This window comes from uncultured Ramlibacter sp., assembly GCF_936925435.1.
Lineage (GTDB): Bacteria > Pseudomonadota > Gammaproteobacteria > Burkholderiales > Burkholderiaceae_C > Ramlibacter.
In genome coordinates this window covers 150395-173954 of sequence record NZ_CAKZHQ010000004.1, presented here as the reverse complement: position 1 = coordinate 173954, position 23560 = coordinate 150395, and the positions used below count along the sequence as shown (strand labels likewise).

Sequence of the window (23560 nt, the reverse complement as noted above, 5' to 3'; positions counted from 1 at the left end):
AATAATGGATGAACATGTTTTAGTTCTTCCGATAGGCAATGAATCAAGCCAACGATGCCCCCGTGTCCAGCCTGCACCGCGCGCTGCAGATCGTCCGTGCCCTGGCGGCCAGCGCAGAGACCGGCCTGCGCGTGAGCCAGTTGTGCGAGCAGTTGGGCCTGACCCAGGCCACGACGCACCGCCTGCTGCAGCAGCTGGTGGAGGAAGGCCTGGTCGAGCAGCCGCCGCAGGGCAAGCTGTACCGCCTGAGCCTGGACCTGTTCTCGCTGGCTGCGCGTGCCGGCGACCAGGGCGGCTTGCGTGCCCTGTGCCGTCCCGCGCTGCTGCGTCTGGGCGCTTCGCTGGGCGACAGCCTGTTCCTGCTGGTGCGCTCGGGCTTCGACGCGGTCTGCCTGGACCGCTGGGAAGGGCCTTTTCCCGTGCGCACCTTCACCGGTGACATCGGCGGGCGGGTGCCGCTGGGCGTGGGGCAGGGCGCGATGGCCATCCTGGCGCACATGCCGCCGGCCGAGCAGGAAGAGGTGATGCGCTTCAACGTGCCGCGCATCCGGCACATGGGCGCGCTCGACGAGGTGTTCCTGCGCACCGAGGCGGCAAAGGCGCGCAGCCAGGGCTATGCCAACACCAACATGGGACTGATCGAGGGCATGGCCGGCGCGGCCGTGCCCGTGTTCGACTGCAATGGGCAGGTCGTGGGCGCCCTCAGCGTGGGCACGCTGTCCAACCGCCTGAACGCCGAGCGGCTGCCCGTGGTGGTGGACCTGCTGCAGCGCGAGGCCAGAAGCCTGTCGGCGCGGATCAACCCGTTTGACCGCTCGCTGCGGCGCGTGTCGGACGGGCTGGGCGCGGCGTCCGCCGCCCGGCCCGAGCCGCCTCAGGGCACGATGGTCGTGAACAGGTAGACCGCGAAGATCACCAGGTGCACCACGCCCTGCAGCACGGTGGTGCGGCCTGTGCCCAGCGACAGCGTGGCGACGATCAGGGTCAGCACCAGCAGCACGGTGGACTTCAGATCGATGCCCAGGGTCAGGGTCCAGCCTGTGGCCAGCGAGACGATGGCCACCGCAGGGATGGTCAGGCCGATGCTGGCCAGGGCCGAGCCCAGCGCCAGGTTCAGGCTGGTCTGCAGGCGGTTGGCGCGGGCGGCGCGCAGGGCCGCCAGGCTCTCTGGCATCAGCACCACGGCGGCAATGATCACCCCCACCACCGCCTTGGGCGCACCGGCGCCCGCCACCAGGGCCTCGATGTCCGCTGCCAGCGACTTGCCAAGCAGCACGACCGCGCCCAGGCAGGCCAGCATCAGTGCCAGGCTCAGCTGGGTGACGCGGGTGGACGGCGGGTCGGCATGGTCATCGCCGTCGGCATCGCCCACGTCCTCCGGCAGGAAGTAGTCGCGGTGCTTGATGGTCTGGACCAGCACAAAGGTGACGTACAGCACCAGAGAGACCACGGCGACGAAGGCCAGCTGGCCAGGGCTGTAGACCGGGCCGGCCACGGTGGTGGTGTAGTTGGGCAGCACCAGGGTCAGCACCACGATGGCGGCCAGCGCCGCCAGCGAAGCGCTGACACCGTGCTGGCCGAAGCTCTGCTCATGGTGGTGGTGCGCTCCCACCAGCAGGCACAGACCCAGCATGCCGGTCAGGATGATCATCACCGCGGCGAAGACGGTGTCACGCGCCAGCGCCGCCGTGCTGGGCCCGCCGGCCAGCATCAGCGAGACGATCAGAGCCACCTCGATCACCGTGATGGCCACCGCCAGCACCAGGGTGCCGTAGGGCTCGCCGACCTTGTGCGCCACCACCTCGGCGTGGTGCACGGCGGCCAGCACGCTGCCGAACAGGCTGATGGTCAGCACGATGGACAGCCAGCCGCCCAGGCCCAGCGTGCTGGCGCCCAGCAGCAGCCAGGCGCCCACGGGCGCGGCGATGGTCCACAGCGGCATGCGTGCAAAGCGCTTCATGCAGCCGATGATACGGGCGCAACGGCCCGGAGCCGTTGTTCGCGAGCAAAAACGGCCGCTAGCCCCCGGGGAATGGACCGTGGATGCTATTGAAAAAGTAGCAACACGCGGTCTGCCCCGGGTCAAAGGCCAAACAGGCTGCCCCAGCTCTGCACGCGGCGGGTGTCGACGCCGGCGAGTTTGAGTGACTTCCAGACCGCCGTGGCGATGGTGTCGTAGACAGGGACGCCGAACTCGGCTTCGAGGTCGGCAACCAGTGGCGCGCCCGCCAGGTTGGTGCAGAAGATCGCCACCGCCTGGGGGCGTGTGTCCGGCGCGCCGGACATGACCTCGGCCACCATGGCGCGCAGCTGCTCGGGTGTCACATCGGCGAAGGAAAAGTTGTCCCGCAGGCCCAGGTGGCGCTCGGCGGCGCACGCAATGCCTTCGGCGGCGTAGTTGCGCACGATGGCTCTCTGGACGTCCTCGGTGTAGGGCGTCACCAGTCCGAGCCGGCGCACTCCCGTCATCTGCAGGACTTCATTGAGCGCCAGCACCGAGGTACAGGCCAGGGCGCCGCTGCTGCGCTGGATCGCCGCGCACAGCTGCCGGTCCGACTCGAACCCCAGCCAGCCCGACGAGGTGCCGTTCCAGGCGATCACCTGGCAGCGCGCATGCGACAGCAGTTCGGCGGCGGCGAGGATCTCGTGGTTGTCGAACTGCGCCAGCGCATTGGCCGACAGCGCGATCTCGGTGACCCGAAAGCGCCCGAAATGCGCGCTCACCTCCGGCAGGCTGGACAGCATGGAGGCGGTCACCGGCTCCAGCATGGTGTTGGAGGACGGGGTGAGCATGCCCAGGATGGTTCGCGCTGACATGGGTCTCTTCCTTGGTCGGGAGGGCGTCGTGAACGCGAGAACCGTGCCAATGGCGCGCATAGTGGATACGATCCCTGGATCGCAATGGATACAGCGGGACGCGCCGGCTTGCACGATCCTTGCAGGATTCTTGCTCACTGCCCACCATTGACCGGATTGCCTCCAGCCACCATGACCCGAACCACAGCCCCCGCAGGGAAAAAGCAGGCCCTGCCTGCGGCGCGCAGCGCAGCGAGCCAGGCCGACATCCACCAGAGCATTTACGACGCCATCGTCGAGCACCGGCTGCTGCCCGGCACCAAGCTGTCGGAGGAGCGCGTCGCCGAGCTGTTCAACGTCAGCCGCACCCAGGTGCGCGGCGCCTTGCAGCGGCTGGCCACCGAGCAGTTGGTCACGGTCATCCCCAACCGCGGCGCCTTCGTGACCACACCCAGCGCGGAAGAGGCGCACGATGTGCTCTCGGTGCGGCGCACGCTGGAGCCGGCGGCCGTGCAGCGCCTGATCGAGCGCATCAGCGCCGGCAAGGCCGCTGGGGCGGTCAAGCAGCTGCGGGCCCTGGTCAAGCGCGAGCAGCAGGCCCATGCGCGCGGCGACCGCCGCCAGGCCGTGCGCCTGTCGGGCGACTTTCATGTTGTGCTGGCCGAGCTGTCCGGCAGCACCATCCTCGCGCGGCTGATGCGTGAACTGACGCCGCTGACCTGCCTGGCCATCCTGACCTTCGAGACGCCCACTGCCGTTGCCTGTCCGAACGACGAGCACGCGCTGCTGCTCGACGCGATCGAAGCCGGCGACGTTGCCGGTGCGTCCCGGCTGATGGTCGAACACCTGCACCACATCGAGAAGGCCCTCAAGCTGGACGCGCAGGAGGTGCAGGAGGTCGACCTGGCCGAGGTCTTGTTCGGCTGAGGCCGTTCAGTCCATCAGCGGCGAGGGGGGCGATGCGCCCAGGATCTGCTCGGCCTGCCAGGCCAGTTGCAGGACCAGCGCGTCGGCAAAGCGCGTTCCGGCGATTTGCAGACCCACTGGGAGGCCCTGGCGCCCCGTTCCGCAAGGTAGGGACAGCGCCGGCACGCCGCCATAGTTGAAGATCGGCGTGAAGGCCGCGTGGCCGCGCGGGCCGGCCGGTTGGCCACCGATCCGTGCCGGGCCGAGACTGCCCAGCGGCCAGGCCTCCACCGGGCTGACCGGGCAGAGCAGGGCATCGTGCGCGTTGAAAAAACGCGTGAAGCTGGCGTGGAATTCCTCGCGCAGCTTCAGCAGCTCAGACATCCGCGTTCCGCTGACGGACAGGCCCAGCTCGATCTGCGCGCCGATATCGGGATCGAGCAGTTCCGGCGTGCGCCGCCAGATGGCACCGAAGCGCTGCGCAAGGCCGGCCTGCTGCAGGGCGATGAGCGGGTACTCGTTGGCGCCCGCCGGCCACACCGGGTCGGCCTGTTCGATCTGCCAGCCTGCGGCGCGCAGCTTGTCGATGGCCGCTTCCAGCGTGGCCAGCACGTCGGCGTCGATCGCCAGGCCGCAGCCGATCTGGGGCGACCAGGCCAGGCGCAGCGGCCGCAACGGCTGCTTGAGCGAGGCCAGCGCATCGGGCAGCGCGAACGCCGGGCAAGACAGGGTGTCGGCCGGCTCCCAGGCGGTGAGCGCGTCCAGCAGGAAGGCCACGTCTTCCACATTGCGCCCGATCTGGCCGATCACCGACAGCAGGTGGTTGGGGTCGTCGAAGCCCCAGGGGTTGGGCACGCGCCCCAGCGTGGGCTTCATGCCGACCAGACCGGTGTGCGCGGCCGGCCGGCGCACCGAGCCGCCGGCGTCCGTGGCCAGCGCGATCGGCCCCAGTCCGGCGGCCACCGCGGCCACGGCGCCGCCGGAGGAGCCGCCTGGCGTGCGTTGCAGGTCCCAGGGGTTGCGGGTCTGGCCGTGCAGGGGCGTGTCGGTGATGCCCTTGCAGGCGAACTCGGAGCAGTTGCTCACGCCCAGCGGCACGGCCCCCAGGGCGCGCAGCCGCGCCACGCACCAGGAGTCGCGCGGCGCCACGAAGTCAGCGAACACCTTGGAGCCGAAGGTGGCGGGACGGCCGCCCAGCCAGAGGTTGTCCTTGACGGTGAAGGGCACGCCGGCCAGGGGCAGGGCCTGGCCGGCGGCCAGGCGTGCATCCACCTCTTGTGCCGATGCCAGCGTCAGGGAGGGGGCGAGGTCGGCGAAGGCGTTGAGCTGGGGTTGGAGTCGGGCGGCCCGCGCCAGCATGGTCTGCGCGACCTCGGTGGCCGACACCTGGCGCGCCGCCACCTGCTGCGCCATGTGGCGAGCCGTCCAGCGGTGTAAATCGTCTTTCATGCCTGGTCCTTGCTCTGTCTGTGGATGCACCACGGTGGATGTTTTGTATCCAATCTGGTGCGGCGACAAGATGATTTGCATCTGCGCCCCACATCGACTGGTCAGTGAGTTCCTCCTTGCAAGACTGGTTCCAGGTGATGGCAGTCGGCAAGTCAGCCGGTCCGCTAGATTGGATACAAAGTTGGCACGGCATTTGCGAGATCACCGGCATGAACCCTGCCGCCGGACAAAGCCTCACGCTGGACGACATCGTCCACCGCTATGCCGCTTCGACGGCTGTGGACCACGTCACCCTGGAAGTGAAGGCCGGCGAACTCGTGGCCCTGCTGGGCCCCAGCGGCTGCGGCAAGACCACCTTGCTGCGCATCATTGCCGGCTTCATCACGCAGACCTCGGGCAAGGTGGTGATCGGCGGCAAGCGCATTGACGAATTGCCGCCCGCGCGCCGCGATGTGGGCATCGTGTTCCAGAACTACGCGCTGTTCCCACACATGACGGTGGCGCAGAACGTGGGCTACGGTCTGGCCGCGCGCGGCACGGAGCGCAATGCGGCCCGCAAGCGCACGGCCGAGATGCTGGAGATGGTGCAGCTGGGCCACCTGGCCGACCGCCTGACCAAACAACTCTCAGGCGGCCAACAGCAACGGGTTGCACTGGCCCGTGCATTGGCGATCGAGCCGCGCGTGCTGCTGCTCGACGAGCCGTTCTCGGCGCTGGACAAGAGCCTGCGCCTGGACATGCAGATCGAGATCAAGCGCATCCAGCGCGCCGCCGGTACCACGGCCATCATCGTAACCCACGACCAGGAAGAGGCGCTGGGCATGGCCGATCGGGTGGCCGTGCTCAGCCAGGGCAAGCTCGAGCAGTTCGCCCCACCGTCGCAGGTGTACGACGCGCCGGCGAGCTTCTTTGTCAACCAGTTCGTCGGCACGGCGAATGTGCTGCCCGGCACGCTGGACAGCGTCACGGGCGACAGCGCCACGGTGCGCCTGGACGGCGGCGGCCTGTTGGCCGCCCGCGCGCCGATCGGTCTGGCCCCCGGCGCCAAGGTCGTGGCTTGCATCCGCCCCGAGAACATGGGCCTGGTGGACAGCGCCGATGGGGCGCTCCAAGGCACGGTCGAATTCGGCATGCCGCTGGGCGCCATCATCGTCCACGAAATCCGCACCCGCGACGGCATCCGCATGAAGCTGTCCGAGGCGCGCGCCCACGGCACGGCGGCGCGCGAAACCGGCACGCCCGTCTGGCTGCGGCCCCTGTCCCCGGCCAGTGTCGCGGTGTTTGCCGCGCCCTGAATTTCTCTCCCACGTCGTTCCAGCCATCCATCACTTCACGAGGACCGTCATGCAACTCAACCGCCGCAACCTGCTCACCAGCGCGCTCACGCTGAGCGCCCTGGAGCTGTTTCCCGGCATCAGCCATGCGCAGGCGCGCAAGCTGGTGTTCGCCACCTTCACCGGAAGCTGGGAGGAAGCGCACCGCGACGTGATCGTCCCGGCTTTCAAGAAGGCGACAGGCCAGGACATGCTGCTGGACGCGATGCTGTCGGTCGACCAGATCGCCAAGGTCCAGGCGGCGCGCGCCAACCCGCCGATCGACATCATGCTGCACGACCCGGGTCCGGCCCTGACCGCGATCGGCCAGGACCTGGTCGAGCCCTTCCCCGTGGCCAGCAGCAAGCACTACAAGGACCTGATCCCCGAGGCGCAGGAAGTGAGCGGCCCGTCGATCTTCTTTCAGGCCGTGGGCCTGACCTACAACCCCGAGAAGATCAAGACACCGCCGACCTCCTGGGCCGACCTGTGGAAGCCCGAATACAAGGGCCGCGTGGGCATCACCAACCTGAACTCCACGCTGGGCACGGGCTTCCTGGTCGAGATCTCGCGCATGCACGGCGGCAGCGAGGGCAATGTGGAAGCGGGTTTCAAGGCCATCGAGAAGCTCAAGCCCAACCTGGCTGCGGTCGCTGCCAACCCCGGCGCGCTCGCCGCGCTGTACCAGCAAGGCCAGATCGACATCAGCCCGGGCAACTTCAACGCCATCCAGATCCTCAAGGCGCGTGGCGTGCCGGTCGAGTTCGTGGCCCCCAAGGAGGGCGCCATCGCCTTCAAGACCAGCATCCACATCGTCAAGAATTCGCCGAACAAGGCCCTGGCCGCCCAGATGATCGACGTGGCCCTGTCGCCCGAGGTCCAGGCCAAGCTGATGCAGGCGCCCTATCTGATCATGCCGACCAACACCAAGGTGAAGATGGAAGGCGAGATCGCCAAGGTGCTGGCCAAGGACACGGCCGACATGAAGAAGAAGTTCGTGTTCCAGGACTGGAAGAAGATCAACGAGAACCGCGCCGCCTGGATCGACCGCTTCAACCGCGAAATCAAGCTCTGAGCATGACCACCGCCGCCAGCACACAGGGTCCACCGGTCACAGGCTACAGCCTGGTGTTTGCCACGCCGCTGGCGGCGTTCTTCTTCCTGTTTTTTCTGGCGCCGCTACTGCTGCTGATCTTTATCAGCTTCTACACGACGCCCGAGCTCAAGGCCTTCGGGGCTGACCAGTACGTCAAGATCGCCACCGACGGCTTCAGCCTGCCGGTGCTGCTGGACACGCTGTGGCTGGGCGTGCAGACCACAGCGCTGTGCCTGGTGCTGGGCTACTCGCTGGCCTGGTGCTATGTGCGCAGTCCGGGCACGCTGCAGAAGGTGCTGATGCTCATCATCATCATGCCCCTGCTGACCAGCGTGGTCGTGCGCACCTTTGCCTGGGTCGTGATCCTGGGCCGCCAGGGCATCGTGAACTCTGTGCTGCTGGAGTTCGGCTGGGTCGACGGCCCGGTCAAGCTGCTCTACACGCGCTGGGGGCTGATCGTCGCCCTGGCCAACGTGCAGCTGCCGCTGATGGCATTGCCGCTGATCACCGCTTTGCAAAAGCTCGATCCCAACCTCGAGGACGCCTCGTCCGCCCTGGGTGCGAGCGCCTTGCGCACTTTCGCCAAGATCACATTGCCGCTGACGCTGCCGGGCATCCTGGCCGGCTGCCTGCTGACCTTCGCCGCCAGCATCACGGCCTTCATATCGCAGTCGCTGATCGGCGGCGGCCAGATGCTGTTCATGCCCATGTACATCTACCAGCAGGCTTCGTCGCTGCAGAACTGGCCGTTTGCCGCGGCGATTTCACTGGTGTTTCTCGTCGCCGTCATGGCCTGCGTCACGCTGTTCAATTCCCTGGGCCGCCTCAGTCGCGGGCACGTGGCAGCATGAACAAGTCCATGGAGCACGCGGTATGAGCGCCGGCCGCCGTCACGCCACTTCCACCATCGCACTGTCCGGCGTTCTGGGCAGCATCGCGGTCCTGGCCACGCTGCTGCTGCTGGCGCCGACCGTGGTCGTCATCGTGCTGTCGTTCACCAATGGCTTTTCGCTGAAGTTTCCGCCGCCAGGCTATTCGCTGCGCTGGTACCAGTCGCTGCCCGATGCCTTCCAGCTGCAGTATGCGGCGCTCAACAGCCTGAAGGTGGCGACGGCCGCCACCTCGCTCGCAGTGGTGCTTGGCGTCGCCGCGGCGATGGCGATTGCGCGCTCCGAGAAGGCCATGGCCAGGGTGCTCGATTCCTTCTTCATGTCGCCGCTGATCCTGCCTGCGCTGGCGTTCGGCCTGGCATCGCTGATCTACTTCTCGCGCGTCGGCATCAACCTGTCGCTGTGGACGCTGGTCATCGGCCACACCGTGGTCGGCGTGCCCTACGTGATCCGCACCACCGTTGCCGCGCTGTCGCAGCTGCCGCCGGCCTTGCTGGAGAGCTCGGCCAGCCTGGGCGCCAACCGCATCTACACCTTCCGCCGCGTCACGCTGCCGCTGATCGCCCCGGGCATCGCGGCCGGAGCCTTCATCTGCTTCATGTCCTCGTTCGACAACGTGCCGGTGTCGCTGTTCCTGCGCGATGCCTCGACCGACATGTTGCCGATCCGCATGTGGCAGGACCTGGAAAGCCGGCTCGATGTCAGCATCGCCGCCGTGTCCAGCCTGATGGTGCTGGTCACCCTGGTCCTGATGATCGTGATGGAGCGCCTGACCGGCATCAGCAAGCGCATGAGTTGAGGCAAATGAATGGCGACGCAAACTGAATTCGACCTGGTGCTGCGCAACGCGCACGCCATCACCGCCTCCGACGAGATGCACTGCGACATCGGCATCCGCGGCGGCCGCATCGTGCAGCTGGGCCAGGGCCTGGCCCGTGGCGCGCGCGAGATCGACGCGGCCGGTCGTGTCGTGACGCCCGGTGGCGTCGATGCGCATTGCCACCTGGACCAACCCATGGAGGCGCCCGCGCGCATGGCGGACGACTTCCACACCGGCACCCGGTCCGCGGCCTGCGGCGGCACGACGACGGTGATCCCGTTTGCGGCGCAACGCAAGGGCCAGTCGCTGCGCGCCGCGGTCGAGGACTACCGCGCGCGCGCCGCCGGCAAGGCCCACATCGACTACGCCTTCCACCTGATCGTGAGCGACCCCACGCCCATGGTGCTCAAGGAAGAACTGCCGCAGCTGATCGCCGAGGGCTTCACCTCGTTCAAGATCTACATGACCTACGACGACCTGAAGCTCGACGACGGCCAGATGCTGGAGGTGCTGGACGTGGCGCGCCAGCACGGCGCGATGGCCATGGTCCATGCAGAGAACGCGGACTGCATTGAGTGGCTGACCAAGCGGCTGGAAGCGGCTGGGCGCACGGCGCCGCGTTTCCACGCCCATTCCCGCCCCATGCTGGTCGAGCGCGAAGCCACGCACCGCGCCATCGCGCTGGCCGAACTGGTCGACGTGCCCATCCTGATCGTCCACGTCTCCGGCCGCGAGGCGGTGGAGCAGATCCGCTGGGCGCGCGCCCATGGCCTGAACGTGTTCGCCGAAACCTGCCCGCAGTACCTGTTTCTCACCGCTGAGGACCTGGGGATCGACGACAGCTACAAGGGCGCGAAATGCGTCTGCAGCCCGCCGCCGCGTGACAAGGCCAACCAGCAGGTGATCTGGGATGGCCTGAACGACGGCCTGTTCACCGTGTTCTCCTCCGACCACGCGCCGTTCAAATACGACGCGCCCGAGGGCAAGAAGCCGCACGGGCAGGAGGTCGCGTTCCGTCACATCCCCAACGGCATTCCCGGCCTGGAAACGCGCATGGCCTTGCTCTGGTCCGAGGGCGTGCTGGCCGGGCGCATGACCGCCAACCGCTTCGTTGAATTGACGGCGACGGGGCCGGCCAAGGCCTACGGCCTGCATCCGCGCAAGGGAACGATCGCCATCGGCGCCGACGCCGACCTGGTGGTCTGGGACGAGCGTGAGTTCGTCCTGAAGAACGAGCAACTGCACCATGAGGTCGACTACACGCCCTATGAAGGCATGGTCCTGAAGGCCTGGCCGGGCGTGACGCTCAGCCGGGGCGAGGTCGTGTGGGACGCGGACGGCTTTCATCCGCGCTCCGGCCGGGGCGAACTGCTGGCCTGCGGCGCGCCCAGCCTGCTGCCCAAGAGACGCTGATGCGGCTGCTGGTCATCAATCCCAACATCTCGGACAGCGTGACGGCGCTGATCCAAGCCGAGGCGCTGCGCAGCGCCTCACCGGGCACGCAGATCTCGATGCAGACCGCGGCCTTTGGCGTGGCCTACATCGAGACCCGCTTCGAAGCCCTGATCGGCGCCTATGCGGCTGCGCAGCTGGCGGCGGAGCACCATCCCGGCCATGACGCCGTCATCGTCGCCGCCTTTGGCGATCCCGGTCTGGCGGCGCTCAAGGAAGTCATGCCCGTGCCGGTGCTGGGCATGACGGAATCGGCGTTGGCGACGGCCTGCCTGCTGGGCCACCGCTTCTCCATCGTCGCCATCTCGCAGCGCATCCAGGCCTGGTACCGCGAGGTGGTTGATTCGCACGGCCTGTCGGGCCGGCTGGCCAGCATCCACGCGCTGGACCGTCCGCTGGCGAGCATCGGCAATGTGCAGGGCGAGCACGCCGACGCGCTCCTGGCCCTGTGCGAGCGCGCCGTGGCCGAAGATGGCGCGGAGGTGATCGTGCTGGCCGGCGCCCCTCTGGCGGGACTGGCCCGCTCGCTGGCCGGCAGATTGTCCGTGCCCGTGGTCGACGGCGTGAGCAGCGCCGTGCGCCATGCCGAAACCCTGGTCGCGTTGCGGCCGGGCAGGGCGAGCGCCGGCAGTTTCGCGCCGCCGCCGCTCAAGCCCAACCGCGGCCTGCCCGAAGCGATCGAGCGCCTGCTGGCAGGACAGGCAGGGCCGTGAGCAGCGCCGTCGCCCGCACGCTGCCGGCCATGACGGCGGTGCAGGCGATCGTGGCGATGGGCACGTTCGCGCTGTCCGTGCTGGCGCCGCAACTGGGCGTGGACATGCGCCTGCTGGGTTTCATCGGCAGCGCGCTGTTCGCGGCAGGTGCGCTGTCCTCGCTCATGAGCGGCTGGCTGGTGCGCCGCTTGGGTGACCTGCAGCTGGCGGCGCTGTGCATGGGCTGCGTCATGCTGGCCATGCTGTGCCTGGCGGGCGAAGCCGCCGGCGGGGGAGTGCTGCGCTGGTCGCTCTGGCCTGCGGTGATCCTGCTGGGATGCGCGTTCGGCCCCGAGACGCCGGCAAGCGCTTCGGTGCTGACGCGCGTGACGCCGCTGGCGCGCCGGCCCTGGGTGTTCTCCATCCGCCAGACCGGCAACCAGATCGGCGCCATGGCGGGCTCGCTGGCGCTGCCCGTGCTGATGCTGTGGCACGCCAGTGGTCCATTTGCGGTGGTGGCTGCGCTGGCCCTGTGTGTCGGGCTCTGGTGCCTGGCGCTGGTGCGCCGTGACGGTGGCGCGCCGGCCGTGGTCGTTGCCGCAAGCCGCAAGGGCAACGGTCTGCGTGAAGTGGCCGCATCGCCCCTGCTGCGCCTGCTGACTTTGACCATGGTGGTCTTCATGGCCACCCAGGTCTGCCTGAACTTCTTCGCCATGAGCCACGCCGTGCGGCACTGGCAGCTGCCCGTCCCGGTTGCGGCCGGCTGCGTCGCGCTGATGCAGGGGGCCGGGCTGGCCGGGCGCCTGTTCTGGGGCCGTGTGGCGCAGCGTTCCGGCCTGCCGACCTCGCGCCTGCTGGGCGGCCTGGGCTTGTGGATGGGCGCCGCGGGCCTGCTGCTGTTCCTGTGGCCGGGCACGCCGCCGTCCGTGGTGATGGCCGTGCTTTTCGTTTTGCTTGGGTTCAGCGCCAGCGGATGGAACGGCGTGATGATCGCCGAGATCTCGCGGGTCGCGGGGATGGAGCGGGCCGGCGCCGTAACCGGCGCGGCCCTGATGTTCGGCTATGCGGGCCTGGCGGTGGCGCCCCTGGCCTTTGCCGCGATGGGCCAGGCCTGGGGCACGGACAGCGCCTATGCCGTGCTGGCGGCAGCCACAGGCGCGTTGGGCCTGCGGCTGCTGCTGGGCCGGCCGTCCAGGGACAGCTGAGACTGCGTCAGGCCTTGATGTTCAGCTTGGTCATCAGCTGCTTGAAGTAGACGTTGTCCTTGGCCATGGCGGCGCGGAACTGGGTCTCGTCGGCAAAGGAGACGCCCAGGTTCTGCTTTTCCATGGTGTCCTTGAGCACCGGCTCCTGCATGGCCTTGGCCGTCACCGTCTTGAGCAGGTTGACGATCTCCGCCGGCGTGCCCTTGGGCGCGCCCAGGCCGCGCCAGGTGCCGATGGACAGGTCGATGCCGCGTTCCTTGAGCGTGGGCACCTTGTCGAAGCCCTTGGCGCGCTGGTCGGCCATCACCGCCAGCATCTTGAGCTTGCCGCCGGCGACATGGGCCGTGACCTCGGCCGGGCTCACGGCCACGGCCTCGATGTGGCCGCCCAACAGGGCCAGCACAGCGGGGTTGGCGCCGTTGAAGGGGACATGGTTGAACTTCACGCCGCTCTTGTCCTCCAGCGCGGCCGCTGCCAGGTGCCAGATCGAGCCATTGCCGGAATTGCCCACGCGCATGTCGCCATTGGATTTCTTGGCCGCGGCCAGGAATTCCTCGATGGTGTTCCAGGGCGCGTCGGCCTTGACTGTGATGGCGGCCGGGTCGGCGTTCAGGCGCGCGATCGGCACGAAATCCTCGTAGGTGAACTTGGCCATGTTCATGTGCGGCAGGGTCGTGAGCTCCACCGTGATCACCGCCAGCTTGTAGCCGTCGGGCTTGGCGTTGACGACTTCCTGCCAGCCGATGGCGCCGCTGGCGCCGGGCTTGTTCATCACCGTCATGGGCTGGCTCATGTGCTTGCGCGCGGCCTCGGCATAGGCGCGGGCCAGCACATCGGTGCCGCCGCCGGCGCCATAGGGCACGACCAGCTCGATCGGGTGGTTGGGGTAGTCGCCCAGTTGGGCGAAAGCGGCGGGGGCGAAAGCGGCTGCGATGGCCGTCTGGATCAGGGTTCTGCGTTGCATTGCGTGTCTCGTTGGGAATGTTGATGGAAAAGAGGTCAGGGCAGGTCGATGATCTCGACCCAGTTGGGATTCTTGCCCAGCGGCAGGCGCTGCAACGCATTGAGCGCGCCATTGGCGGGGTCGATAGCGTAGAGCGTGGCGCTGTGCGACTCCTGCCCCACGGCCACCAGGTAGCGGCCACTGGGGTCGATCGCAAAGCCACGCGGCGTCTTCTCGGTCTCGGTCTGGCCCAGCGGCTGCAGCAGACCGGTGGCGGGGTCCACGCGGAAGCGCGACAGCGTGCTCGACGTGCGCTCGGAGGCGTACAGGTAGCGGCCATCGGGGCTCAGGTGCAGGTCGGCGGCCCAGGGCTTGCCGGCAAAGCCGGGGGGCAGGGCGGTAGTGCTTTGCAGCGGGCGCAGCGTGCCGGTCGCGCCGTCCCAGGCATAGACCTGCAAGCTGGCGTCCAGCTCGCCCAGCAGGTACAGGTATTTCTGCGCCTTGTCCCAGACGAAATGGCGCGAGCCGGACTTGGCCGGCGTCTGGACCAGGGCCGGGCTGTGCGCCGTGAGCTGGCCGCTGCTGGCATCGAAGCGCCAGACCGAGAGGTTGTCGCCGCCCAGGCTGGTGGCCAGCACGAAGCGGTTGGCGGCATCGGCGTGGATAGCATGGGCATTCGGCGCGGTTGGAATCAACTGCCCGATGGCGCCGACCTTGCCTTCCTTGTCGATCGCGTTGACGCTGATCTTGTGGCCCGGGTAGGAGGCGGCAAACAGCCAGCGGCCGCTGGCGTCGGTGTCGATGTTGGCCATGCTGTCGGCCAATGGTGCCTCGCCGAGCTTCTTGAGGCGGCCACTGCCGGCATCAATGCCGAAGCTGACGACGCGGAAGGGCTGCGAGCGCAGGGCCGCGTAAAGAAAGCGCTTGTCCGGACTGACCGCCAGCGGCATGACGGCGCCGCCGACTGCCTGCGTCTCCAGCGGCTTGAGCGTGCTGCTGCCGCGGTCGAGTTCAAGCACGGAAATGTCCTGGCTGTCGGCGTTGGACACGTAGACCAAGGTGCCGGCCAAGGCCGGGCCGGCCAGGCCCAAAGCCAGCAATGCGGGCAAGCGCATCAGCCACAGCCAGCGCGGCGAAAAAGCGGAGTGAGAAGTCATGGTCAAGGATGTTTCTCGGGAAAAGCGGCCCGGCGCCCGGTGCTTGACCGGGTGCTGGGCCTGGGCGGATTTACTTGATGGCCTGGATGCGGTCGAACAGCTCGCGCGGCCACGGCGCGTCGGCGGCGGTCAGCGGGCCGCGCACGGCGGCGGCAAAGGGAGCGCGGTCCACCTTGTTCACGGTCTTGCCGCGCTTTTCAAACTCGGCCACCAGCTTGTTCTCCGCATCGACGATGTCCTGGCTGGCGCGGTTGGAGGCTTCCCACAGCACGGCGTCGAAGGTCTTCTTGTCGGCGTCGTTCATCTTGGACCAGGCCGGCGAAGCGACGATGGTCACCAGCGACTCCAGGATGTGGCCGGTCAGGGTGATGTACTTCTGCACCTCGTAGAACTTCTTGGCGTCGATGGTCGGCAGCGGGTTCTCCTGCGCGTCCACGGTGCCGTTCTGCAGTGCCAGGTAGACCTCGGCGAAGGCGATGGGCGTGGGGTTGGCGCCGACGGCGCGCGGGAACATCACGAACAGTGGCGCGTCAGGCACGCGCAGCTTCAGGCCCTTCATGTCCTCGGGCTTGCTGATGACCTTGTTGGAGGTCATGTGGCGCAGGCCGTAGTAGGTATAGCCGGCGATGTGCTGGCCGCTGGTCTTGCCGGCGTAGGCGCTGACGATGTCCTTGAACACCGGGCCGTTGCGGAAGGACTGCCAGTGGGCGTAGTCGCGGAAGACAAAGGGTGCCGAGGCAATCGACATCGGCGGGTAGGCGCGGCCGGCGAACGCCATGCCGGTGTAGATGATGTCCACCGTTCCCAGCGACAGGCCCTGGTTGATCTCGGTTTCCTTGCCCAGGGTCGAGGCCGGGAAGACCTCCACCTCGTAGCGGCCGCTGGTGCGCTTCTTGATCTCCTCGGCGGCCCACACCGCCTGCTTGTGGTAGGGCTCGTTGGTCTCGTAGACGTGGGCCCACTTGAGCTTGGTCTGGGCGAATGCGCCGGGCAGGGCGCAGGCAGCCAGGGCCAGGGTGGCCAGGCGAAGAATTGTTTTGCGTTGCATGAGATGTCTCCTAGAAGGTTTTTATTTGCTCAGGACGAGACCGGGAAGCCAGAGGGAAAAGGCGGGAACGTAGGTCACCAGCATCAGGGCGATCAGCAGTGCGCCGTAGAACGGCCAGATCGAGCGCATCACCTCGCCCACCGAGATGCCTCCGATCGCACAACCGACGAACTGTGTCGTTCCCACCGGCGGCGTGTTCAGGCCCAGGGCGCAGTTGATCAGCATCATCACGCCGAACTGCATCGGGTCCATGCCGTAGTGGGCGCAGATCGGCAGGAAGATGGGCGTGCAGATCAGGATGGTGGCCGCCATGTCCAGGAAGGTGCCCAACAGGAACAGCAGCACGTTGACCATCAGGAAGATCATCCAGGGCGTCTGCGTCACCGTGCTCATCAGCTCGCCGGTCTTTTGCGGCACCTCGTACAGCGCCATGAAGTAGCCGAAGGCCGAGGAGATGCCGATCAGCAGCAGGACCACGCCGGTGGTCTTGCAGGCCTTGGCGCAGGCCTTGAGGAAGTTCTTCCAGGACAGCGAGCGGTAGACCAGGCCGGTGACCAGCAGCGCCCACAGCACGGCGGTGGCCGCCGATTCGGTGGCGGTGAACACGCCCGACAGGATGCCGCCCAGGATGATGGCGATGATCAGCAGGCCGGGCAGGGCGGCGGCGAAGGCCACCGCTACCTGGTACCAGCCGACGAAGGCGCCACGCGTCGGGTAGCCGCGCTTGACAGCCACGTAATAGGCCGCCGACAGATTGCACAGCGTCAGGATCAGCGCCGGCACCAGGCAGGCCACGATCAGGCCCAGCACACTGACCGAGGCGATGCCCGTGGTGGCCAGGGTGAAGATGATGATGTTGTGGCTGGTGGGCATCAGGGCGCCGACCAGGGCCGCGTGGGTGGTCACGTTCACCGCGTAGTCGGCGTGATACCCCTCCTTCTTCATCAGCGGGATCATCACGCTGCCCATGGCCGAGACGTCGGCCAGGGGCGAGCCTGCGACGCCGCCGAACAGGGTGCAGCCGATCACGTTGCTCATGCCCAGGCCGCCGCGCACGTGGCCGACCAGGCTGTTGGCGAAGCGCACGATGCGGTCGGCGATGCCGCCGTACAGCATCAGCTCGCCGGCGAAAACGAAGAAGGGGATGGCCAGGAAAGAGAAGACCTGCATGCCGCCGACCATCTTCTGGAAGACCACGGCGGTGGGCAGGCCGGCGGCCATGATGGTGGCCACCGAGGCCAGGCCGATCGAGAAGGCGACGGGCACGCCCAGCACCAGCAGGGCGATGAAACTCAGCGCCAGGACAGTCAATTCCATGCGGGTTCTACTTCTTGTCCCTGGATCAGGGCGATGATGTGTTCAATGGAAAACAGTGCGATGAGCAAGCCGGCCACCACCAGGGGCACGTAGTCGGCGCCTTCAGGCACGCCCAGCATGGGCTTTTTTTCGCTCCACTTGCCGACCGCCCACATCCATCCGGCCTTGGCCATCAGGACGCCGAAGAACGCCACCAGCATGTGGATGACGATCTCCAGCTTCAGGCGCATGCGCTCGGGCAGCAGGAAGATCAGCGATTCCAGGCCGATGTGGCCGGCGTCGCGCACGCCCACGGCCACGGCCAGTGACGTGAGGTAGAGCACCAGCAGCAGGGCCAGGGCCTCGGCCCAGGTGGGCGTGTCGTTGAAGATGTAGCGGCCAATCACCTGCCACTGCACGCAGGCGACGATGACCAGCAGCAGGACGACGGCCAGCATCAGGCTGGCGCGGGACAGGCCCGCGCACAAACGTGTGTAAGCGCGCCCCGCGGGGCCGGGCGCACGGGCGACAAGCACCATTTACTTGGTGTCCTGCACTGCCTTGACCATGCGCTTGAGGTCAGGCGTGTTCATGAACTTGTCGTAGACCGGGCCCATCGCCGCCTGGAACGAAGCCTTGTCGACGTCGACGATCTGGGCGCCGCCCTTCTTGACCACCTCCAGCGACTTGATCTCTTCCTCGTCCCACTTCTTGCGCTGGAAGGCCACCGAGTCCTTGGCGGCCTTGCGGATCATCTGCTGCTCGGCGGGGCTGAGCTTGTCGTAGACCACCTTGCTCATGAGCAGCATTTCCGGCGCCATCGAGTGCTCGGTCTTGCTGTAGAACTTCACCGCCTCATAGTGCTTGAAGCCATCGTAGGAGGGGATGTTGTTCTCGGCGGCGTCGATCAGGCCGGTCTTGAGGCCCGTGTAGACCTCGCCGATGGGCATGGGCGTGGGGTTGGCACCCATCGCGCCGACCAGAGCAACCCACAGGTCGGATTGCTGCACGCGGATCTTCATGCCCTTGGCATCGGCCAGGTTCTTCACGGCCTTCTTGCCGTAGATCGAACGCGCGCCCGAGTCATAGAAAGCCAGGCCGACGAAGCCGTGCGATTCGCAGTCCTTGAGGATCTCTTCGCCCACCGGGCCGTCCAGCACCTTGCGCATGTGCTCGACCGAGCGGAACAGGAAGGGCATGGTCGGCACCTGGGTCTTGACGCAGATGGCGTTCATCGGGCTGATGTTGACGCGGGTGAAGTCCAGCGCGCCGATCTTGGCCTGGTCGATGGTCTCTTTCTCGGTGCCCAGGGCTCCCTTGTTGAAGACCTTGATGGAATGCTTGCCGCCGCTTTCCTTCTTGATCTGCTCGCTCATGAACTTGACGGCGGCGACCGTCGGGTACTCGTCGCTGTTATGGACGTCGGAGGATCGGAACTCCGTGGCCTGGGCCGCGCAGGCGAAGGCGGCCAGGGCGGCCACTGCGGCGATCTTTGTCAATTGGCGTTGCATTTGTCTTCCTCTCGTTGGTGGTGGTTTCGGTTTCAGCTTGCAAAAGGTTCGGCGATGCCGCGTACGCCCGGCCGCAGCGCGAACACGCCGCCGGCCAGGGGCTGGTCGGACAGGTCGCCGCCGGGGCGGATCGATGTGACGTACAGCGTGTCGAGTTGAGCGCCGCCGAAGGCGCACATGGCGGGCTTTTTCACCGGCACGCTCAGGGAGCGGTCCAGCTTGCCCTGCGGCGTGAAGCGGTGCACCTGACCGGCGTCGTTGCCGCAGATCCAGTAGCAGCCGTCAGCGTCGATGGCGGCGCCATCGGGCCGGCCGGGCAGGGGATGCATGTCGACGAACAGGCGCCGGTTCGAGGGCGTGCCCGTTTCCGTGTCGTAGTCGAAGGCCCAGATGGCCTGCACGCTGGGGTGGGAATCACTCAAATACATGGTGCGGCCGTCCGGGCTGAAGGCCAGGCCGTTGGGCACGATCAGATCGGCGACCAGGGTTTGCAGTTCGCCGTTGGGCTGCAGGCCGTAGAGCGCGCCCACGGCCTGGCCCTGGGCCATGTCCATCAGCATGGTGCCGGCGCGCAGGCGGCCCTGGCGGTCGCAGCGGCCATCGTTGAAGCGCATGCCATCGCGCGCATGCGCCACGCTGGCGACGCGGCTGGCCTGCAATGCACCCGCAGCGCCTGGCTCCAGCACGAAGACGCCGCTTTCCATCGCGCACAGCCAGCCGCCCTGGCGGCGCGGCGCGATGCAGGCGGGCATCTCCTGCGTGGCCCATGCATCGACCTGGCCGCTGGCGGCGCTCCAGCGCTGCAGCTTGCGCCCCGGGATGTCGACCCAGTACAGAGCCTGTTCGGCCACGCTCCAGACGGGGCTTTCGCCCACGCCATCGCGCGCGTCGAGGACCAGTTCTGCGCTCATGGCTGGGGCAGGGTCTCGAAAGGACCGGCCTTGACGAAGCCGCCGCCCTGGTACTGGGTGGCCAGGTCGGCCGGGTCCGGCAGGGGTTGGGCCTCGACCTTGGCGCGAAAGACTTCCGACGTGTCTTGCGGCTGGAAGCCCAGGTGGGCCGCGCCGGCGTTGTCCCACCACTTGTCGCGATTGGCCGAGGCGCCGTAGACGATGGTGTGGCCCAGCGTGGGCGCGAACAGGCAGCAGCGCACCAGCTCGGTCAGGTCGCGGAAGCTCAGCCAGGTGACCATCATGCGGCGGTCTTTCGGCTCGGGGAAAGACGAGCCGATGCGCAGGCAGGCGGTCTGGATGCCGTAGCGGTCGAAGTAAAAGCGCGACAGATCCTCGCCGTAGGACTTGGACAGGCCGTAATAGCCGTCGGGCCGGCGCGGGCAATCCGTGTCCAGCAGCTCGCCCTGCTTGTGGAAGCCCACCACGTGGTTGGAGCTGGCGAAGACCACGCGCTGAACGCCGTGGCGGCGCGCCGCTTCATAGAGATGGAAGACGCCCTTGATATTGGCTTCCAGGATTTCCTCGAAGGGCCGCTCGACCGAGATCCCCCCCAGGTGGACAATGGCATCGCAGCCGCGCACCAGCGCATCCACGGCGGCCTTGTCGGCCAGGTCGCAGGGCAGGACTTCTTCGTTTTCGCCGGCGCTCGCCATGGGCGCCACGTCCGACAGCCGCAGCTGGTGGGCAAAGGGCTTGAGGCTGTCGCGCAGCACCTTGCCCAGGCCACCGGCAGCGCCCGTCAGCAGCAATCGATTCACTCGGTTCTGTGTCATGTCTTCCGTTATCAGTTGTCGTACAACATCTAAGCCATTATCATCAGCCCATGGCGAACCTGTCAACGGCGAAACCCCTGGGCAATCCCGAGGTCCTGCGGTCCACCGCGAGGCTTGCCGCCGGCGGGCCCGACCCCGCCGTGCCGCGCCGTTCGCGCAGCCTGACGCACGACCTGGTGGAGGGCATCAGCGCCCAGATCCAGTCGCAGGCGCTGCGCCCGGGCGACAAGCTGCCCACCGAGTCGGAGATCATGCGCAACTACGGCGTCAGCCGTACCGTGGTGCGCGAGGCGCTGTCGCGCCTGCAGGCCGGCGCCCTGGTCGAGACGCGCCACGGCATCGGCACCTTCGTGCTGCAGCCGCAGGCCGGCATGGGCTTTCGCATCGACCCGGCCGACATTGCCACCGCGGTCGACGTGATGGCCGTGCTGGAGTTGCGCATCAGCCTGGAAACCGAGTCTGCCGGCCTGGCGGCCCAGCGCCGCACCGAGGCGCAGCTGGGCGAATTGCGCTCCGCGCTCGACGCGCTGGAGGCCAACAGCGCCGGGGTGGGGGACACGGTCTCGCCCGACTTCCGCTTCCACCTGGTGATCGCCAACGCCACCGGCAACCGCTACTTCGCCGACATCATGAGCCACCTGGGCGCCACCCTGATTCCGCGCGCCCGTATCAACTCATCCCGGGTGGCGCAGGAGGATCTGCCGGCCTACATGCGGCGGGTCAACCGTGAGCATGAGGAGATTTACGAGGCGATCGCCCGGCGCGACCCGGAGTCGGCCCGCGCCGCCATGCGCATCCACCTGACCAACAGCCGCGAGCGCCTGCGCCGGGCACAGGAAGCGTTGGCGCCAAACCCCTGAGCGGCAGTCTGGAAAGGCTTGCAGGCCTGTCGGAGTAGTTGTACGATGACATACAACAACAACGCAGGAGACATCCATGGCTTTTAACCGCCGTAAATTGCTGTCACTTCCACTGGCTGCCGTGGTCGCAGCGCCCGCAGTCCAGGCGCAGAGCGCCGGCTGGCCGTCCAAGACCATCCGCATCGTCGTGCCCTATCCGCCGGGCGGGTCGTCCGACATCATTGCGCGTGCCATCAGCCAGCCGCTGTCGGACGCGCTCAAGCAGTCGGTCATCGTCGAGAACAAGCCCGGCGCCAACGGCAACCTGGGCGCGGAATTCGTCGCCCGCTCGGCGCCGGACGGCTACACCCTGCTGCTGTGCGACACCGGCGCCCTGGCCATCAGCCCCTCGGTCTACACCAAGCTGTCCTTCGATCCGTCGACCGACCTGCGCGGCGCGACCATGCTGGCCTATTCGCCGCACCTGCTGGTGGTCCATCCCTCGGTGCCCGCCAACAACCTCAAGGAACTGATTGCGCTGTCCAAGACGCGTGACCTGAACTTCGCCGTCACCGCCACCGGCAGCGCGCCCCACCTGGCCGGCGTGGCGCTGGAGCGCGCCAGTGGCGCGCGCTGGGTCTACGTTCCTTACAAGGGTGGCGTGCAGGCGATTCAGGACACGGTGGCCGGCCAGACCCAGGTGCTGATGAATGGCATGCTGGCCACGCTGCCCCAGGTGCAGGGCGGCAAGCTCAAGCTGCTGGGCGTGTCCAAGGGCACGCGCATGCCGCTGATCGGCGAGACGCCGACCATCGCCGAGCAGGGCGTGCCGGGCTTCGAGTCCGGCACCTGGCAGGGCGTGCTGGTGACCAAGGGCACACCCGAGGCCATCGTGCAACGCCTGAACGCCGAACTGATCCGCGCCATCCGCACGCCCGACGTGCGGGCGCGCCTGGCCGGGCAGGGCGCCGAAGTGGTGACCATGGCGCCCGCCGAACAGGACAAGTTCTTCCGTACCGAACGCGAGCGCTGGGCCAAGGTGGTCCAGCAAGCCCAGATCAAACTCGACTAACCCATGACACCCCAAGATCTCAAGACCATCATCGGCTCCGGCCTGTTGTCCTTTCCCCTGACCGACTTCGACGCCCAGGGCGACTTCGATCCGCGCGGCTATGCCAAGCGGCTGGAATGGCTGGCGCCCTATGGCGCAACGGCCCTGTTCGCCGCCGGCGGCACGGGCGAGTTCTTCTCGCTGACGGCCGACGAGTACCCGGCCATCATCAAGACCGCGGTGGACACCTGCCGCGGCAAGGTGCCCATCATTGCCGGCGCGGGCGGACCGACGCGCTTTGCCATCCAGTGCGCGCAGGCGGCCGAGAAGGCCGGCGCCCACGGCGTGCTGCTGCTGCCGCACTACCTGACCGAGGCCGGCCAGGAAGGCCTGGCGGCGCACGTCGAGGCGATCTGCAAGAGCGTCAAATTCGGCGTCATCGTCTACAACCGTGGCGTCAGCCGCCTGCAGCCGGACACGCTGGCCAGGCTGGCCGAGCGCTGCCCGAACCTGGTCGGCTTCAAGGACGGCATCGGCGACATCGAGCTGATGGTCTCGATCTACCAGAAGATGGGCGACCGCTTCGCCTACCTGGGCGGCCTGCCCACGGCCGAGGTGTATGCCGCGGCCTACAAGGCGCTGGGCACGCCGGTGTATTCCTCGGCGGTGTTCAACTTCATTCCCAAGACGGCGGTGCAATTCTACGAGGCCGTGCGCACCGACGACATGGCCACCCAGCACCGCCTGCTGCACGACTTCTTCATGCCTTACCTGGAGATCCGCAACAAGGGCCAGGGCTATGCGGTCAGCATCGTCAAGGCCGGCGCCAAGCTGGTCGGCCACGATGCGGGCCCGGTGCGCGCGCCGCTGACCGACCTCAAGCCGCAAGAGATGGAGGAGCTCGACGCGCTGATCCGCAAGCTGGGCCCGCAATGAGCGCCGCCGACGAGGTCGCAGCCGCGGCCGAGCATCTGCGCCGGACCATGCTCAAGCCCGATGCGGCGACGCTGGACGCCCTGTTTGCCGACGACCTGAGCTACGGCCATTCGAACGCCCGCGTCGAGACCAAGGCCGACTTCATCGGCGACCTGCTCAGCGGCGCCTCGGCCTGGCTGAGCATCGACATCGACGCCCAGACCATTCGCGTGACGCAGGACACTGCCTTGCTGCGGCACCTGCTCACGGCAGACACCAACGACGGCGGCAAGCCCGGCCACGTGGTGCTGCACATCCTGCAGGTCTGGCAGCGCCAGGGCGGCCAGTGGCGGCTGCTGGCGCGCCAGGCGGTTCGTCCGCCAGTGTGAAAAAGGCCCCCACGCTCGCTCACTGCGTGTAGCTCGCTGCCCCCCAAGGGGGCCTTCGCGCCTTGG

At 67.6% G+C, this 23560-nt stretch carries 24 protein-coding genes; 13 read left to right on the top strand and 11 right to left on the bottom strand.

Going from position 1 to position 23560, the window contains the following annotated elements; translation table 11 throughout:
- Window positions 1-38: 38 nt before the first annotated feature.
- Entirely contained in the window at window positions 39-902 is an 864-nt protein-coding gene (locus tag Q0632_RS04445) for an IclR family transcriptional regulator (RefSeq protein ID WP_298924765.1), read from the top strand.
- Here Q0632_RS04445 and Q0632_RS04440 read toward each other — a convergent pair.
- Both Q0632_RS04440 and Q0632_RS04435 read right to left on the bottom strand, forming a co-directional pair.
- The gene (locus Q0632_RS04440; protein WP_298924763.1) at window positions 875-1960 is read right to left on the bottom strand and encodes an ionic transporter y4hA; all 1086 of its coding nucleotides are present in this window, start codon (window positions 1958-1960) and stop codon (window positions 875-877) included. The two genes, Q0632_RS04445 and Q0632_RS04440, sit on opposite strands and share 28 nt — an antisense overlap.
- Before the next feature lie 122 nt (window positions 1961-2082).
- Complete coding sequence (locus tag Q0632_RS04435; protein ID WP_298924761.1) at window positions 2083-2817, bottom strand: aspartate/glutamate racemase family protein; 735 nt, start codon at window positions 2815-2817, stop codon at window positions 2083-2085.
- 171 nt (window positions 2818-2988) lie between these two features.
- On the opposite strand from Q0632_RS04435, the gene Q0632_RS04430 reads away from it, so the two are divergent.
- Window positions 2989-3723 carry a GntR family transcriptional regulator gene (locus Q0632_RS04430; RefSeq protein ID WP_298924759.1) on the top strand — a complete coding sequence of 245 codons (735 nt, stop codon included), beginning with the start codon at window positions 2989-2991 and terminating at the stop codon, window positions 3721-3723.
- A gap of 6 nt (window positions 3724-3729) precedes the next feature.
- Here the strand turns inward: Q0632_RS04430 and Q0632_RS04425 are convergent, their stop codons facing one another.
- Window positions 3730-5151 (bottom strand): amidase, encoded by a 1422-nt coding sequence (locus tag Q0632_RS04425; protein ID WP_298924757.1) that lies wholly within the window; start codon window positions 5149-5151, stop codon window positions 3730-3732.
- A 209-nt stretch (window positions 5152-5360) separates the two neighbouring features.
- On the opposite strand from Q0632_RS04425, the gene Q0632_RS04420 reads away from it, so the two are divergent.
- From Q0632_RS04420 to Q0632_RS04390, 7 genes are read left to right on the top strand one after another with little or no spacing between them, the layout of a single operon-like run.
- The gene (locus Q0632_RS04420; RefSeq protein WP_298924755.1) at window positions 5361-6446 is read left to right on the top strand and encodes an ABC transporter ATP-binding protein; all 1086 of its coding nucleotides are present in this window, start codon (window positions 5361-5363) and stop codon (window positions 6444-6446) included.
- 49 nt (window positions 6447-6495) lie between these two features.
- Window positions 6496-7539: an ABC transporter substrate-binding protein gene (locus Q0632_RS04415; protein ID WP_298924753.1), complete on the top strand. Its 1044-nt coding sequence runs from the start codon at window positions 6496-6498 to the stop codon at window positions 7537-7539.
- Between the two features lie 2 nt (window positions 7540-7541).
- On the top strand, window positions 7542-8411 hold the full coding sequence (locus tag Q0632_RS04410) for an ABC transporter permease (protein ID WP_298924751.1): 870 nt from the start codon (window positions 7542-7544) through the stop codon (window positions 8409-8411).
- 22 nt (window positions 8412-8433) lie between these two features.
- Window positions 8434-9249 (top strand): ABC transporter permease, encoded by an 816-nt coding sequence (locus Q0632_RS04405; RefSeq protein WP_298924749.1) that lies wholly within the window; start codon window positions 8434-8436, stop codon window positions 9247-9249.
- A gap of 9 nt (window positions 9250-9258) precedes the next feature.
- Entirely contained in the window at window positions 9259-10683 is a 1425-nt protein-coding gene (hydA, locus tag Q0632_RS04400; protein ID WP_298924747.1) for a dihydropyrimidinase, read from the top strand.
- Complete coding sequence (locus Q0632_RS04395) at window positions 10683-11435, top strand: aspartate/glutamate racemase family protein (RefSeq protein WP_298924745.1); 753 nt, start codon at window positions 10683-10685, stop codon at window positions 11433-11435. The genes hydA and Q0632_RS04395 overlap by 1 nt, the downstream gene beginning before the upstream one ends.
- Entirely contained in the window at window positions 11432-12619 is a 1188-nt protein-coding gene (locus Q0632_RS04390) for an MFS transporter (protein ID WP_298924743.1), read from the top strand. Before Q0632_RS04395 ends, Q0632_RS04390 begins: the two co-directional genes overlap by 4 nt.
- A 7-nt stretch (window positions 12620-12626) precedes the next feature.
- Here Q0632_RS04390 and Q0632_RS04385 read toward each other — a convergent pair whose 3' ends face one another.
- From Q0632_RS04385 to Q0632_RS04350, 8 genes are all read right to left on the bottom strand, one after another.
- On the bottom strand, window positions 12627-13583 hold the full coding sequence (locus Q0632_RS04385) for a tripartite tricarboxylate transporter substrate binding protein (RefSeq protein ID WP_298924742.1): 957 nt from the start codon (window positions 13581-13583) through the stop codon (window positions 12627-12629).
- A 35-nt stretch (window positions 13584-13618) separates the two neighbouring features.
- On the bottom strand, window positions 13619-14677 hold the full coding sequence (locus tag Q0632_RS04380; protein ID WP_298925268.1) for a beta-propeller fold lactonase family protein: 1059 nt from the start codon (window positions 14675-14677) through the stop codon (window positions 13619-13621).
- 112 nt (window positions 14678-14789) lie between these two features.
- Window positions 14790-15767, bottom strand: a complete 978-nt coding sequence (locus Q0632_RS04375; RefSeq protein WP_298924739.1) for a sialic acid TRAP transporter substrate-binding protein SiaP — start codon at window positions 15765-15767, stop codon at window positions 14790-14792.
- Between the two features lie 21 nt (window positions 15768-15788).
- The gene (locus Q0632_RS04370; RefSeq protein WP_298924737.1) at window positions 15789-17084 is read right to left on the bottom strand and encodes a TRAP transporter large permease; all 1296 of its coding nucleotides are present in this window, start codon (window positions 17082-17084) and stop codon (window positions 15789-15791) included.
- A complete protein-coding gene (locus tag Q0632_RS04365) occupies window positions 17075-17602 on the bottom strand; it encodes a TRAP transporter small permease (protein ID WP_298924735.1) in 528 nt (175 codons plus the stop codon). Before Q0632_RS04365 ends, Q0632_RS04370 begins: the two co-directional genes overlap by 10 nt.
- Window positions 17603-18574: a TRAP transporter substrate-binding protein gene (locus Q0632_RS04360; protein WP_298924733.1), complete on the bottom strand. Its 972-nt coding sequence runs from the start codon at window positions 18572-18574 to the stop codon at window positions 17603-17605. It abuts the gene before it with no gap.
- 32 nt (window positions 18575-18606) lie between these two features.
- The gene (locus Q0632_RS04355; RefSeq protein WP_298924731.1) at window positions 18607-19485 is read right to left on the bottom strand and encodes an SMP-30/gluconolactonase/LRE family protein; all 879 of its coding nucleotides are present in this window, start codon (window positions 19483-19485) and stop codon (window positions 18607-18609) included.
- The gene (locus Q0632_RS04350; RefSeq protein WP_298924729.1) at window positions 19482-20300 is read right to left on the bottom strand and encodes an NAD(P)-dependent oxidoreductase; all 819 of its coding nucleotides are present in this window, start codon (window positions 20298-20300) and stop codon (window positions 19482-19484) included. The genes Q0632_RS04355 and Q0632_RS04350 overlap by 4 nt, the downstream gene beginning before the upstream one ends.
- 50 nt (window positions 20301-20350) lie before the next feature.
- Between Q0632_RS04350 and Q0632_RS04345 the strand changes: the two genes are divergently transcribed.
- The 4 genes from Q0632_RS04345 (at window position 20351) to Q0632_RS04330 (ending at window position 23494) form a co-directional block, all read left to right on the top strand.
- Entirely contained in the window at window positions 20351-21160 is an 810-nt protein-coding gene (locus Q0632_RS04345) for a FadR/GntR family transcriptional regulator (RefSeq protein WP_298924727.1), read from the top strand.
- Between the two features lie 76 nt (window positions 21161-21236).
- Window positions 21237-22211, top strand: coding sequence for a tripartite tricarboxylate transporter substrate binding protein (locus Q0632_RS04340; RefSeq protein WP_298924726.1), 975 nt, complete (start codon window positions 21237-21239; stop codon window positions 22209-22211).
- A 3-nt stretch (window positions 22212-22214) separates the two neighbouring features.
- Entirely contained in the window at window positions 22215-23126 is a 912-nt protein-coding gene (gene kdgD, locus Q0632_RS04335) for a 5-dehydro-4-deoxyglucarate dehydratase (RefSeq protein ID WP_298924725.1), read from the top strand.
- A complete protein-coding gene (locus Q0632_RS04330; protein WP_298924724.1) occupies window positions 23123-23494 on the top strand; it encodes a nuclear transport factor 2 family protein in 372 nt (123 codons plus the stop codon). Before kdgD ends, Q0632_RS04330 begins: the two co-directional genes overlap by 4 nt.
- The last annotated feature ends 66 nt before the right edge of the window (window positions 23495-23560 follow it).